This window comes from Streptomyces sp. MK7 (assembly GCF_032658145.1).
Taxonomy (GTDB): domain Bacteria; phylum Actinomycetota; class Actinomycetes; order Streptomycetales; family Streptomycetaceae; genus Streptomyces; species Streptomyces spiralis.
Window position 1 is genome coordinate 76133 of the sequence record NZ_JAVACL010000011.1, and the last position, 14198, is coordinate 90330.

General features: G+C 70.0%; 10 protein-coding genes and 3 pseudogenes. 7 read left to right on the forward strand and 6 right to left on the reverse strand.

The features are described from left to right. Positions 1 to 91: 91 nt before the first annotated feature. The 4 genes from R2S09_RS15330 (at position 92) to R2S09_RS15345 (ending at position 4962) form a co-directional block, all read left to right on the forward strand. Positions 92 to 1330 (forward strand): sugar ABC transporter substrate-binding protein, encoded by a 1239-nt coding sequence (locus R2S09_RS15330; RefSeq protein WP_306185128.1) that lies wholly within the window; start codon positions 92 to 94, stop codon positions 1328 to 1330. Positions 1331 to 1340: 10 nt separating this feature from the next. Continuing rightward, positions 1341 to 2324 (forward strand): carbohydrate ABC transporter permease, encoded by a 984-nt coding sequence (locus R2S09_RS15335; RefSeq protein ID WP_372337641.1) that lies wholly within the window; start codon positions 1341 to 1343, stop codon positions 2322 to 2324. Further along, entirely contained in the window at positions 2321 to 3145 is an 825-nt protein-coding gene (locus R2S09_RS15340; protein ID WP_306185126.1) for a carbohydrate ABC transporter permease, read from the forward strand. The genes R2S09_RS15335 and R2S09_RS15340 overlap by 4 nt, the downstream gene beginning before the upstream one ends. A gap of 80 nt (positions 3146 to 3225) precedes the next feature. Beyond that, positions 3226 to 4962, forward strand: a complete 1737-nt coding sequence (locus R2S09_RS15345; protein WP_316741527.1) for an MGH1-like glycoside hydrolase domain-containing protein — start codon at positions 3226 to 3228, stop codon at positions 4960 to 4962. Between the two features lie 98 nt (positions 4963 to 5060). Here the strand turns inward: R2S09_RS15345 and R2S09_RS15350 are convergent. The 3 genes and pseudogenes from R2S09_RS15350 to R2S09_RS15360 all read right to left on the reverse strand — a co-directional run. Then, a pseudogene (locus tag R2S09_RS15350) lies at positions 5061 to 5159 on the reverse strand (thioesterase family protein); the annotation flags it as partial. A 341-nt stretch (positions 5160 to 5500) separates the two neighbouring features. After that, positions 5501 to 5722 (reverse strand): annotated as a pseudogene (locus R2S09_RS40575) (hypothetical protein); the annotation flags it as partial. Between the two features lie 525 nt (positions 5723 to 6247). Then, a complete protein-coding gene (locus R2S09_RS15360; RefSeq protein ID WP_306185120.1) occupies positions 6248 to 6649 on the reverse strand; it encodes a hypothetical protein in 402 nt (133 codons plus the stop codon). Between the two features lie 1237 nt (positions 6650 to 7886). Here R2S09_RS15360 and R2S09_RS15365 point away from each other — a divergent pair. Further along, positions 7887 to 8788 (forward strand): annotated as a pseudogene (locus R2S09_RS15365) (site-specific integrase); the annotation flags it as partial. A 71-nt stretch (positions 8789 to 8859) separates the two neighbouring features. On the opposite strand, the gene R2S09_RS15370 reads toward R2S09_RS15365, so the two are convergent. The 3 genes from R2S09_RS15370 to R2S09_RS15380 form a co-directional block, all read right to left on the reverse strand. Beyond that, positions 8860 to 9288, reverse strand: a complete 429-nt coding sequence (locus R2S09_RS15370) for a pyridoxamine 5'-phosphate oxidase family protein (protein ID WP_306185118.1) — start codon at positions 9286 to 9288, stop codon at positions 8860 to 8862. 108 nt (positions 9289 to 9396) lie between these two features. Beyond that, on the reverse strand, positions 9397 to 10293 hold the full coding sequence (gene murQ, locus R2S09_RS15375; protein WP_316741532.1) for an N-acetylmuramic acid 6-phosphate etherase: 897 nt from the start codon (positions 10291 to 10293) through the stop codon (positions 9397 to 9399). Between the two features lie 50 nt (positions 10294 to 10343). Then, positions 10344 to 11291 carry a MurR/RpiR family transcriptional regulator gene (locus R2S09_RS15380; RefSeq protein ID WP_316741533.1) on the reverse strand — a complete coding sequence of 316 codons (948 nt, stop codon included), beginning with the start codon at positions 11289 to 11291 and terminating at the stop codon, positions 10344 to 10346. 223 nt (positions 11292 to 11514) lie between these two features. Here R2S09_RS15380 and R2S09_RS15385 point away from each other — a divergent pair, with 223 nt between their 5' ends. Further along, entirely contained in the window at positions 11515 to 12516 is a 1002-nt protein-coding gene (locus R2S09_RS15385) for a BadF/BadG/BcrA/BcrD ATPase family protein (protein ID WP_316741535.1), read from the forward strand. An 8-nt stretch (positions 12517 to 12524) separates the two neighbouring features. Beyond that, a complete protein-coding gene (locus R2S09_RS15390; RefSeq protein ID WP_306185112.1) occupies positions 12525 to 14093 on the forward strand; it encodes a sodium:solute symporter in 1569 nt (522 codons plus the stop codon). Positions 14094 to 14198 lie beyond the last annotated feature (105 nt).

The window sequence follows — 14198 nt, forward strand, 5'->3', positions numbered from 1 at the left end:
GTCGCCGTTCGGCGTGCCCGCCGTCGCCCGTCATCCCGCCCCCGTCACCCCGATCCCACGGCACCCGTGTGCCAAGAACGAAGGACCCGCCATGCACAGTTCCTCCCGGCGGCTGCTGACCGCCGCGGCTCTGTCGACAGCAGTCGCCCTCCTCGGCGCCGCCTGCTCCTCCGGCTCGGGCAGCAGCAGCAAGGGCGCGGACAGCCGCACCTACACCGTCTGGGACCCGTACCCGCAGTTCGACAAGGCCTCGGCCTGGGCGAAGCTGCTGAACCAGTGCGGCACCAAAGCCGGCGTGGAGATCAAGCGAACCGGCTTCGACACCAGCGACCTGGGCAACAAGACGCTGCTGGCGGCCCAGCAGGGCAACTCGCCGGACGTCCTGATCGTGGACAACCCGGTGGTGTCGACCCTGGCCGAGGCGGGCGTGCTCACCACGACCGCCGACAACAAGCTCGACACCTCGAAGGCGGACCCCAACCTCCTCGCGGCCGGACAGTCGGGCGGCAAGACGTACGGCATGCCGATCGGAGCCAACACACTCGCGCTCTACTACAACAAGAAGGTGCTCCAGGCGGCCGGGGTCGACACAGCCTCCGTCAAGGACTGGACGTCGCTGACGACGGCGCTCGCGAAGGTCAAGAAGGCGGGCAGGAAGGGCATCACCTTCTCGGCGATCGGCACGGAGGAGGGCAGCTTCCAGTTCCTGCCGTGGTTCTGGGGCGCGGGCGCCCAGCTGACCCGACTCGACTCCGCCCAGGGCGTGTCCGCGCTGTCGCTGTGGAAGGACTGGCTGAAGCAGGGCTACGCGCCCAACTCGGTGCTCAACAACACCCAGACGACCAGCTGGCAGGAGTTCGCCAGTGGCGACTACGCGTTCGCGGAGAACGGCACCTGGCAGCTCGCGAACGCCGAGAAGACCGGCTTCGACTACGGGGTGCTGCCCATCCCCGCCGCCTCGGGAGGTACCGCGGCGGCCCCGACCGGCGGTGAGTTCGTCACCATCCCGGTGCAGAGCGACACCGGCCGCTACGCCACCTCCGAGAAGCTGGCCACCTGCCTCACCAGCACCCAGAACCTGTACGACACCGACACCACACTGTCCTACGTGGCCCCCACCGGCGAGGTCCAGGACAAGCAGGTCGAGGCGAATCCCGGGCTGAAGCCCTGGGTCGACGCCGTCAAGTCGGCCAAGGGACGCACCAGTGACGACCTTGGCACCAAGTACCCGAAGATATCCGAACAGTTGTGGAAGGCCGTCCAGTCCGCTCTCAGCGGGTCCAAGTCGCCCAAGGACGCGCTCACCTCGGCACAGGCCGCGGTGAAGTGACGTGGGCCCGGTGAAGCAGACCGCACTTCCGCCGGACCACGGGCCCGTGCGGGCCCGGAACGAGGCGGTCACGGCAGCTCCACCGGCGGCCGGAGGCAGTACCCGGCGCCGGCCCGCCTCCACGCAGTGGGCCGCCTGGGGCTTCCTCGCCCCGGTGACCCTCTATCTCGCTCTCTTCTACGCCTATCCGCTCTATCGCAACATCGATCTCAGCCTGCGCAACTACACGGTCCGCTCCTTCGTGCAGGGCGATGCGCCCTTCACGGGCCTGAAGAACTACCGGACCGTCTTCGACGACCCGGTCTTCGTCCCGGCCCTGCTCCACACCGTGGTCTTCACCGCTGTGTGCCTGGCCTTCCAGTACGTCATCGGCCTGACCCTGGCGGTCTTCTTCAACCAGCACTTCCGGCTGTCGGCGACCCTGCGCGCCCTGTTCCTGGTGCCCTGGCTGTTGCCGCTGATCGTGTCCGCCTCCACCTGGTCGTGGATGCTCAACAGCGACTCCGGAATCGTCAACGCCGCCCTGCACATCATCGGCGTCGGGCCGGTGAACTGGCTGACCTCACCGTCGTGGTCGCTGACCTCCGTGATCATCGCCAACATCTGGATCGGCGTCCCCTTCAACCTGGTGGTCCTCTACAGCGGCCTGCAGTCGATCCCGGCCGGGCTGTACGAGGCCGCCGCCCTCGACGGGGCGGGCGCCTGGCGCCGGTTCTGGAGCATCACCTTCCCGCTGCTTCGCCCGGTCTCGGCGATCACGCTGCTGCTGGGGCTGGTCTACACGCTCAAGGTCTTCGACATCATCTGGATCACGACCAAGGGCGGCCCGGCGGACTCGTCCACCACCTTCGCCACCTGGTCCTACCAGCTCGGCTTCGGCAATCTGCTGCCTGCCTTCGGCCCCGGCGCGGCCGTGGGAAACCTGCTCGTCGTCGCCGCCCTGGTGTTCGGTCTGGTCTACGTCCGGGTCCAGCGAAAGCAGGCGCTGTCATGAACCGAGACCCCAGAGTCGCGTGGGCCAAGACGGCCGTCGGCCTGCTGCTGACCGCGGTCATGCTCTTCCCGGTCTACTGGATGCTCAACGTCTCCCTCACCCGCGACCAGGACATGCGCAAGAGCCCACCGGACGTGTTCCCCGTCCACGGCACACTGGCCGGCTACCGTACGGTCCTCGACGAGCAGTTGCCGTACCTCGGCACCAGCCTCGTCATCGGACTGGGCACCGTCGTCGTGACCGTGGCCCTTGCCGCACCGGCCGGCTACGCGCTGGCCAAGCTGCGCCCGCGCGGCGGCGGCATCCTGAGCTTCGTCCTGCTGGCCGCGCAGATGATCCCCGGCATCATCATGGCGATGGGCTTCTACGCCATCTATCTCCAGGTCGGCCTGCTCCAGACGGTCCCCGGACTGATCGTCGCCGATTCCACCCTGGCCGTGCCCTTCGCCGTGCTCATCTTCACCGCGTTCATCTCCGGCATACCCGGTGAACTGCTCCAGGCCGCGAAGACCGACGGCGCCGGATCCCTGCGCACCTTCTGGTCGATCGTCCTGCCGATGAGCCGCAACGCCCTCGTCACGGTGTCCCTGTTCGCCTTCCTGTGGTCCTGGTCGGACTTCGTCTTCGCCGGCACCCTCGTCAACGGCGGCGCCCACGAGCCGATCACCCTCGGCATCTACCACTACATCGGCAACAACAACCAGCAGTGGAACGCCATCATGGCCACCGCCGTCGTGGCCTCCTTGCCGGCCGCGGTCATCCTCGTCCTCGCCCAGCGCCATGTCGCCGCCGGCGTGACCGCCGGCGCCGTCAAGGACTGACCTCTTCCCCCTTCGTCACCGGCTCCACCGTCTGCCCGTCGGACGGTGGATGCCCCCTGCCCGAGAAACGAGTCACCCCTATGACCGCCGCCCGATCCGGTCCGGCCTTCTCCGTCCACGACATTCCGTTCAGCACGCAAGGGTCCTGGTTCGACATCTCGCCCGTGGTGGCGGAGAAGACGTACGCCGAGGACCTCCACCTCGTCTCCCACCAGAACGGCATGCACGCCGTTCTACGTCTGACCCCCCTGCGTCCGGGGACCGGCGACCGCGCCGACACCCGAGTCGAGGCCACACCTGGCCTGCTCAGCTGGATCGGTGGGAGCGGGCGCGTCGACCTCGCCTACGCATCGCCGGACACCGTTCGACTGCGCGGGAGCGGCCTGGACCTGAGGATCTCGGCAGCCGCGCAGGCCCTCACCCCGTTCAGCGGCACCTACTTCTTCCGCGACCCGGCAGCCGACGCGCACGTGTTCACGTCGTACGAGACCGGACGCCGCTACCGGGTCACCGTGCTCGCCGGCGCCGTCGCCCGCACAGCCGGAGGCCAGGCACTCGGCAACGGCGACCGCGGCCTCGTCACGACCGCCGGCGCGGACGGCAGCTGGGAGATAGCGCTCGAGGAACTCGACGCGTCCCGTCCGCCCTACAGGTCATCGGCGGCCTTCGGCGAGACCGTGGCGTCCGCGCGGAGAGCGTTCGCCGGCTTCCTCGAGGCGGTGGCGCCCTGGCGCTCCTCCACCACCCCGGCCGCCGAACTCGCCGCGTACGTCCTCTGGTCGGCGACGGTACGCCCGACAGGACTGGTCACCCGGCCTGCCGTACTCATGTCCAAACACTGGATGGACAAGGTGTGGAGCTGGGATCACTGCTTCAATGCCCTGGCCCTGGCTCCCGGATGCCCCGAACTCGCTCAGGACCAGTTCGCCCTGCCCTTCGACCACCAGGACCCCGGTGGCGCCCTGCCCGACTCGGTCACCCACTCCGAGGTCCTGTACAACTTCGTGAAACCGCCCATCCACGGCTGGGCCCACGGCCACCTGCGGCGCCGCCTGCCGACGCCTCCCAGCGCCGCCGAACTCGCCGAGACCTACGGCCGGTTGGAACGGTGGACGGACTTCTGGCTCACCGCACGGCGAGCCCCCGGCAGCGAACTGGCCCACTACCAGCACGGCAACGACAGCGGCTGGGACAACGCCACCACCTTCGACCCCGAGCGGGTGGTGGTCACCGCCGACCTGGCCGCCTTCCTCATCCTCCAGGTGCGCGAACTCGAGGACCTGGCAGTGGAATTGGGGCGAACGGACCAAGCGGGGCGATGGGCGCGAGTCGCGGAGGATCTCCGTGCGGCGCTGCTCGACCAACTCTGGACCGGCGAGAAGTTCGTGGCGCGCGGCGCCGGCACCGGGAACACCTGGAGCAGCGCCGGCCTCCTGGACCTGATGCCCATCGTGTTGGGTGCACATCTGCCCGGCGACGTCAGCAGCGCCCTGGCCGACCGCATCAAGGCGCACCTGACGCCGTACGGCCTGGCCACCGAACTGCCCACCTCACCGCACTACGACGCCGACGGCTACTGGCGCGGTCCCATCTGGGCCCCCGCCACCGTCCTCGTCGAGGACGGTCTGCGCAGGGCCGGCCACCACCGGCTGGCAGACGACATCGGTGCCCGCTTCCGCTCCCTGTGCGAGACCCACGGCTTCGCCGAGAACTTCGACGCCCTCACCGGAACGGGCCTGCGCGACCGCGCCTACACCTGGACCGCCAGCAGCTATCTCCTGCTCGCCGAGGCACACATCCGACGTGGCGGCAAGTGACCGGCCACCCCGGCTCCGGAGCCCAGGAGCCCCGGACCCGCCCCTCATCCCTCCAGCAGCCCCGCAGGAACCCCGGGACTGGACGATGAGACCGGACCTCACGCAGTACCTGGGCGGACGGTGAGGATCTGCTGTGCGTGGCCCACCGGACCGGTGATGTCGTGCAGGACGGTGCTGGTGAGACCCTGACCGGTGGGGCGAAGGTGGGCGGATTCCAGGGATCTTCGCAACACTCTGAGTGTTGCGACAATCCTGGCCAGTGCCGCATGAGGCAACGGTCGCCCAGGAGCGCGCGGTCGCGGCGCCCGGCGAGGGTGGCCGGGTCCACCGCGGTGACCATGGCGCGCAGCGGGTCGAGGGTCACCGGCGGCGCCTGCCGCCTGCCCTGGCCCTTCTCGGCACGCTCGCGGCGGTGGGTCCTGAGGACGCGGCGGGCGCCCTCGGTGTCGGGCAGGCCCGTGTATCCGCTGACGCGGTGTGCGGTGCGGATCGCGGCGATCGCCTGCTCGATGCTCGCCGGGGCCTGGTCGAGGTCGGCGAGATGGTTGACGTACTCGGTCAGGGTGGCGGCCTCGGCGGGCAGCGCCGCCACACCGTGCCCGTCGCACCACGCGGTGAAGCGGTCGAGCCGGCGTGCGTAGGCGCGGCGGGTGTTGTCCGGGACGGACTGCCGGATGCGCTCTTGGGCGCCGGCCGACAGCTCGATGCCCGGCCGTCCGTCGGCGGGGACGAGTTCGGCGCGTGGCGGGGTGGTCGTCATGCCGATCACTCTGACCCTCGATAACGCTTATCGAGGGTCAGACCGACGGGCTGTCGGAGCCGGGAAGGGCAGGGGACAGCGGACGACACGGACAGACACGGGAGACACCGGCCGGGAGGTGAGCGGGACCGAGAAGGATCAGCCGAACGGGAACCGACGGCTCGTCATGCGATTCTTGAGCTCGCGGCTGTGTGGCGGTGCACGCATGACAGAGACGCTCGGCCGGGAGATTCCTGGCCGAGCGTCTCTGTGTGCTGGCGGCGACCGCTCACTGATCACGCGCGGCCGACGTGGGGTTCAGTGAGCCCCTTCAGAGTGACCACGGATCAGGTGACGTCTCGGACGACGGAGCCGAGTGGCGTGGCGCCATTCATTCAGGCCCTGGCCCCGTCAATGGCCGAGACCGTTTCACTCACATGAGCTGAGGTTGAAAGAGCTCAGTGAGATGCCCTTGTGGTCCCTGGTCTGCTTAACGTCTGCAGTAGCGAGTGCGTGTCGCCTGCCCCGGCCGCTCGCTTTTCGGTTCTAGTACTGGGGGTGGGCCCACGTCGAGGTGCAGGTATCACCGAAGGCGCCGTTCCAACCGCACACTCGGAAGGCGGTGACATCCTTCCCCAAGTTCATCGAGGTCGCGCCGTACACCGGGCTGTAGTACTGGTGCATGGTCGAGTCTCCCTCCAGGTAGTAGTCGGCGTGGGCCTGGTAGCCACTATTTGAATACACCCAAATCCAGGACGCCGCACCGTTGCCGGGGTTGTTGTCGACCTGGGCCTCGTAGTATTTGCTCTCCGCTCCGGCGGACGCCGTGCAGCGGTACCCATCGCATGAGACGGATCCGCTGGCCGCTGCGGGCAGGGCGAGTCCCAGCCCGGCCACGGCGACCGTGGCGGCGACGAGACCTGCCTGGGTGAACCTTTTGAGCTTCATTTTGCCGTTCTCCCTCACTACGACTGAAGTATGCAGTGGACCGGCCTTGTCGGGGATGGCAGTGGCCGGTCGCTTTCGTGGGTCGCATCACGCATGCCCCGCCGGCGAAGCTGTCGCGTGAGCTGCGTCATGGTCCCCACTCGGGGTCTCCTGGAGCACTCCAAAAGACCCTTGCCTCACAACAGCGTCTGTACGGACTGCTCTCTTACCTGTGGTTCCGTGGTCTTTCGATCTCATGATCGGCCGACCAGTGGAGGTCTCCTGTCCGCCTGAGGGTCCCGCTTCCCTTCGAGGGGTGCTGACCAGGTCGGTGGGGCTTGAGGGGCCGACGTCTCTCGTGTCAGGAGGCGCAGGGCAGCGCGGTGGGATCGATGTGACAAATCCAACTTGCGACTCATACCGTGTAATTAATCGCTCGCCAGCTTCGGCTAGTGAACCGGTTCGACGCCCTGTGGGGCCTTAACGCCATCGCACGCTGTGTCGTGGCGTCGGGCAGGTGTGCTACGTCAACGTCAGGGAGGGGCGGCGGTTTTCGTTCCGATGTTCCTCGCCCCCCGGCTCTGAGGGGCCTGTCAGGTCCAAAGGGGGCCTGGCACCGAGGAACCGGTTCCAGCCCCTCACTACGCGCGCGAGGCGCTCCCTCCCGGCCCCAACGCCCGGCGCGCTGTACGGGCCGCTGAGACGCCCCTCAGACGCCTCTCGGACGGGAGCGCCGTCCGTCCCGGCTGCGGCCCGCTCAACGGCGAGCAGACGCTCACCAGGTGCCCCCTGCACTGGAGTTGAGGAGAGGGACGGACCGGAGCCCAGGGCGCGACGCGTGATCATCCCTGCATCATCCCTCTCGTCCAGCGCCGTCCCGCTCCCGGCACCGCCCGCACCCGCCGCCCCATAAGACAGGCCGACCGCGAACCCTCCGTCATACCAACAACCGACCCCCACCCGGAATGCCGCGATGCGAGTTGTGTCCTGATAAGAAGGGCGATTGCCGTAAATGCAGGGGAAAGGGAGTCGACGGGTTTCCCGGAGAGAAGGACTGCCCCAAGTGCGGAGGCGACGGCGTCTGTAGCTCGTGCAACGGGGTTGAGGAACATCGGAGCGAAAACCGGCGCTTGTACCCTCCGTGACGACCACCGCAGATAACGCCCCTATTATCTGCGGGAAAGCCGACCGCGACCTGCGGTCACAGCCGCCAGGCCGTGCGTGAAGCGACCTCGTTATCTGCGGCAAGGGGGAAACGGTGCCAGCCGTCGTACAGCTGCCCGCAGGGAAGATGCTGACTGTCCGTGCGGCGGCCGATGTGTTCCTCGACTCGCTCGGCAACCCGAACACGGTCCGCAACTACGGGATCGGGGTGGGCAAGACCGCCGAGCGGCTCGGCGAAGGCCGGCCGCTGGCGGCCGTCGCGGACGACGAGATCGGCGAGGCCCTGGAGCAGCTGTGGCGCAGCTCCGCGGTGAACACCTGGAATTCCCGGCGTGCGTCGGTTCTTTCGTGGCTGGGCTGGTGCGGTGAGCGCGGGTACGACGGTCCGGCGGTCCCGGCCTGGGCGAAGCGGCTCACCCCGCCGGACTCCGAGACCCCGGCCCGCTCGAAGATGGCGATCGACCGGCTGATCGCGCGGCGTGAGGTGAACTGCGGGAGAAGACGCTGTGGCGGATGCTCTACGAGACCGTCGCCCGCGCCGAGGAGATCCTGGGCGTCAACATCGAGGACCTCGACCTCGCCGGGCGCCGCGCCCCGGTGAAGGCCAAGGGTGCCCGCCCACGTACCCGTCGCCGCGGCGCCGTCCGCGAGGACTTCGTTCTGGAGACGGTCTACTGGGACGCGGGCACCGCCCGGCTGCTGCCCCGCCTGCTCAAGGGCCGTTCGCGCGGGCCGGTGTTCGTCACCCACCGCAAGCCAGGTCCCGGCAAGGTCGTCAGCCCGCTCGACATCTGCCCGGACACCGGGCTCGCCCGCCTCTCCTACGGGCAGGCCCGGATGCTGCTGGACGAGCACACGGCCCTCGGCGGTGAGCCGGGCACGGGCTGGGATCTGCATGAGTGGCGGCACTCCGGGTTGACCCACCTCGGCGAGGGAGGGGCGAGCCTGCTGATGCTGATGGCGAAGTCCCGGCACAAGAAGGCAGAGAACGTACGGAGTCGGGCCCGTGAGCCGAGTCGGCGCGGCCCCGCCCGATGCGGGGTCGCGCCGCGGAGCGGGGGTGTCCGTCATACCGAGCCCAGGTCCGACGACACCCAGTGTTCGGGCCGCATGTGGACGACGACCTGCTCGCCGTGGTTCTTCCACGCGAAGTCCACGTAGGCGTCGACCTTCTCGGCCGGGAGATAGCGGGACGAGATCTCCCGCAGCCGCTCGACGGTCGCGGGTGTCGTGTCGATGACGGGCCCCTCGACGGAGACGTACCGGATCGTGGGTTCGAGCCGGTCGGCCATCAGGGAGAACCGGCCTGCGCCCTGGATCAGCCGGTTCTTCCGGGAGTCCAGCCCCGTCATGATCCATACGGTGCCAGCACCCCGCTCGTACTGGTACCAGATCGGCACCGTCAGCGGGCCCCTGCCCGCCCCGGCATCGACCGCCAGCGCGGCGATGTGCGGTTCGGCAAGGAACGTCTCGCGCTCTTCGCGGCTCAGGGGCATGCCGATTCCTTCCGTGTTCGCAGCGGACGTACGTCTTCGTCATCCGTGCCCCGTCTCGGCGCCTTCCGCACCGGGCCTCGGCCGCGAACACCCCTCGGAACGGCCGGCTCAGGGGCGGCCGATGGCCGTCCGTGTGTCGCCGTGGGCCGCATCCAGGCGCCGCACGGCTTCGTCGGCCGTGCACTGGGCGAGGAGCATGACGACGGCGGTCTTGGCGTGGCCGCCGGCCGCGCGCAGGGCCTCGGCGGCGGTCTCCGGGTCGGCGCCCGTGGCCTGCACGACCATGCGGCGGGCCCGGTCGACGAGCTTGTCGTTGCTGGCCCGGACGTCGACCATGAGGTTGCCGTAGACCTTGCCGACACGCACCATCGAGGCGGTGGAGAGCATGTTGCAGACCATCTTCTCGGCGGTGCCGCCCTTGAGGCGCGTCGATCCGGTGAGGACCTCGGGGCCGGTGGGGACCTCGATCGGGATGTCGGCGTAGCGGCTGATCAGCGCGTCGCGGTTGCAGGCGACCGACACGGTCACCGCGCCCTTGGCGGCGGCGTGCCTCAGGCCGCCGACGACGTACGGCGTACGGCCGCTGGCGGCGAGCCCGACGACCGTGTCCCTGTCGTCGACGCCGATCTCGTCGAGGTCCGCGACCGCCCGCTCGGGCTCGTCCTCCGCCCCCTCGACCGCCGTGACGAAGGCGCTCGGGCCGCCGGAGAGCAGGCCCACGACCTGGTCGGGGGAAGTGCCGAAGGTCGGCGGGCACTCGACGGCGTCGAGCAGGCCTATGCGGCCGCTGGTGCCGGCGCCGAGGTAGATCAGCCGTCCGCCGCGCCGCAGCGACTCGGTGACCGCCTCGACGGCGGTACCGATCTCCGGGAGGGCGTCGCGTACCGCGAGGGCGACGGTCTGGTCCTCGGCGTTCATGACCGAGAGCAGTTCGGAGACCGGCATGCGGTCGAGTTCGGCGGTCCGTTCGTTGCGGGTTTCGGTGCCGAGTGTGCTGAGGTCCACGGAGCGGTCGTCCTTTCGGGTGGTGCTCAGGGGTGTCGCCGGGCGGCGGGTCAGTCGCCGGCCGGGGCGCGGCGCTGCGCCTGGGGGCGCCTGCGGCGGTACACGGCCCTGTACGTCTTCTCCAGTGCCGCGGTCGTGGCGTCGAAGGAGCGCTGGGCGACGCCGACGAACAGGCAGTCGATGACGGCGAGCTGGGCGATGCGGCTGACGGTCGCGCCGGAGCGGAAGGGGGTCTCCCGGGCGCAGGTCGTCAGCACGAGGTCCGCGCTCTCCGCGAGGCTGGAGCGCGGCACGTTGGTGAGGGCGATGGTGGTGGCGCCGCGCTCGGCGGCGGCCTGGAGGGGTTCGACGGTGTCCTCGGTCTCCCCGGAGTGGGAGACGGCCAGGGCGACGTCGCCCGGCCCGAGGAGAGCGGTGGCGGTGAGGGCGGCGTGCCGGTCGGTCCAGACGAACGCCATGCGGCCGATGCGGTGCAGCTTCTGGTGCAGGTCCTGGCCGACGAAGGCGCTGGCGCCGACGCCGAAGATGTCGATCCGCCGGGCCGCCGCCACGGCGTCGACCGCGTGCCGCAGCACTTCGACGTCCAGCTCCTCCCCGGAGTCCTCCAGAGCGCGTACCTCGTTGTAGATGATCTTGCTGACGATCTCGCTGAGCGTGTCCGTGGCGCTGATGTCGGTGCTCGGCGCGGGGCGTTCCCCGCCGAGGGCGCTCTCGCGGGCCGCGGCCGCGGCGAGGGTGAGGCGCAGTTGCGGGTAGTTGCCGATCCCTATGGTCCGGCAGAAGCGCATCACGGTGGCCACGGAGGTGGCGGCACGCTCGGCGAGCGCGCTGATGGACAGTTCCGACGCCTGTGCCGGATCGGCCAGGACCGCCTCGGCGACCCGGCGTTCCGAAGGGGGCAGGGAGGGCAGTGCCGCGTGGACGCGCGCCAGGGTCGCGGCCGGGGAGGTGTCCTGCGCCGACTGGGCTGAGGCACGGGGTGGTTCCTGGCGGGCCATGGGGGTTCCCTTCACAGTGGCTGGGCGACACGTTAACCATGCGTCGGGCGTCACGTCAAAAAGTTACGTGCTGAATTGCATGAAGTTACTTATTGACATCCGGATGTTGGCCTTCCGATACTCGCTGAACCGCATCCGCGCCGGCCACCGGCCTTCGGCGTCAGCCGGCCGTCCCGTGACCGCGTCGGAGCGGCGGATCCCCGAAGACACGAAGGCGTGGCGCATGACAGCAGCAGTGGCGGTGGACCTGGGCAAGACCGGCTGCCGTGCCGTGCTGTGGCACGACGGCACCGGCCCCGCCCGCGACATCCACGACGTGCCCGGAGCCCCTGGGCTCGCCGCCGACAACGGAGTGGCGATGGCCCGGGACGCCGTGCGCGCCGCCGTCCTGCCGCTCCTGGAAGGGCGGCCACTGCCCCGGCTCGCGGCGGTGTGCGTGGGCGCGGCGGGGGCGGCCTCCGCACCGGAGGCGGCCCGCGAACTGGCCGGCCTGCTCCTGCACGACCTGCCCGCGGACGAGGTGGCCGTCACCAGCGACGCCGTCACAGCCCACGCGGGCGCCCTCGGCGGCCGCACCGGTGTCGTGCTCGCGATCGGCACCGGCTCGGTCGCCGTCGGCATCGGCGACCACGGGTCCTACGCCCGCGTCGACGGCTGGGGCCCCTGGCTCGGTGACGAGGGCAGCGGTGCCTGGATCGGCTCCGCCGGACTGCGGGCCGCACTGCGCGCCCACGACGGACGCGGACCGGACACGGCGCTGCTGGCCGCCGCCGTGGAGCGCTTCGGCGATCCCGACCGGCTGCCCTCGGCCGTCGGCCGGGGCGGCAATCCGGCCCGCAACGCGGCCTCCTTCGCCCCGGACGTGGCCCGTGCGGCCGCCGCGGGGGACGCCGCCGCGGCCGCGATCATCCGCGACGCCGCCACCGCACTCGGTGAGGCGGTGGTCGCCGCCGCCCGCCGCATCGGCGGCGACGCCCTCCCTGTCACCGTCACGGGCGGGCTCACCGGCCTCGGCGAACCGCTCCTCGCCCCGCTGCGCTCGGCACTCGCCGCCTCCCCGCGCCCCCTCCACCTGCGGCCCCCGCTCGGGGACCCGCTGGACGGCGCACGCCTGCTGGCGCTGAACACGTCGGCACCGCACGAACCACACGTCGTCCGCCTGCGACGGACGACGACCCCGTCCCCTGTCCCCACCCGGCCGGCGAACCCGTCGGCCATTGCTTAGGAGTGAGCGTGCGCCAACTCGACCTCGTGGTGGTCGTCGTCTATCTGGTGGCGATCGCCATGATCGGACTGCGCCTGGCCGGCCGCCAGAAGACGTCGAAGGACTACTTCGTCGGCGAAGGACACATGCCGTGGTGGACCGTCTCGTTCTCCGTGGTGGCCACCGAGACCAGCGTGCTCACCGTCATCAGCGTCCCCGGCGGCGCCTACAGCGGACAGGGCTTCGGCAACGTCGAACTCGCGCTGGGTTACGTCATCGGCCGCGTGGTGGTGGCCACCGTGCTGATCCCGCTCTACAAGCGCGGCGGTTTCGTCAGCGCCTACCAGTACCTGGGCAGCAGATTCGGGCTCAAACTCCAAGGTCTCGCCTCGGTGACCTTCGTCTTCACCCGGCTCCTCGCCGAGGGCGTCCGGCTGTTCGCCTCCGCGATCCCGATCAAGCTGCTGCTCGACGAGTTCGGCGTGCACACCGGCTACCGGACCATCATCATCGTGCTCACCCTGATCACCGTCGTCTACACCTACCTCGGCGGCATCAAGGCGGTCATCTGGACCGACGCCATCCAGATGGGCCTCTACCTGGGCGGCGCGATCCTCGCCATCGCCGTGCTCTCCGGCCACGTCGGCGGTGACGGATTCTCGAGCGCCCTGCACACGGGCCATTTCAAGCTCTTCGACACGAACTTCGACCTCGCGCACATCCTCACCAGCCCGTTCGCCCTGCCGACCGCGATCATCGGCGGCGCGATCTTCGCGATGGCCAGCCACGGCTCCGACCAGCTGATCGTCCAGCGCGTCCTGGCCACCCGGTCGCTGCGCGACGGCCAGAAGGCCATGATCGCCTCCGGTGTCTTCGTCACCCTGCAGTTCGCCGCCTTCTCCCTCGTCGGCGCCCTGCTGTGGTCGTACAACCAGGGCAAGAGCTTCCAGGACCTGGGCCTGACCAGTTCCGACAACCTCTACCCGAACTTCATCCTGCACGGGCTGCCCGTGGTGATCTCGGGCCTGCTCGTCGCGGGCATCCTCGGCGCGGCCATGGGCTCGCTGTCCTCGGCGCTGAACTCCATGTCGAACTCGACGGTCGCCGACATCATCCACAGCTTCTTCCGCGGCACTCCCTCCGAGGAGTTCCTGCTCAAGCTCGCCCGCGTGATGACGCTGGTGTGGGCGGTGCTGATGGCGATCTTCGCCTGCGCCTTCAGCACCAGCACCGGCAACGTCTACCTCACCGGCCTGACCATCGCCGGCTACACCTACGGCGCGCTGCTCGGCGCGTTCCTGCTGGGCCGGCTCGTCCGCCGGGCCAACGAGATCGACTCCGTCGTGGCGTTCCTGGTGACGGTCGGCGTCATGACGTACGTCGTGCGCGACGTGAAGATCGACGTGACCGTGGCCGGCGCCACCGTGCCGACGGCGATCGCCGCCCAGTGGCTGGTGCCGCTCGGCGTGCTGATCACCCTGGTCGTCGGCGGCCTGATGAGCCTGTTCCACCGCGCCCCCGAGATCGCCGAGGTCCCCGCGGGCGACGACGAGCCGGGCCTGGGCCCCGACCGGGTCGTGGCCGCCGGCCAGGAGTGACCACCCGCTGCGGGGCCGCCGCCACGGCGGCCCCGCACCCACCCCTGGAGGAAACAACCGTGCCGCAACCGACCCCGCCGGCGCGGCGGAACGTACACCGGGAGG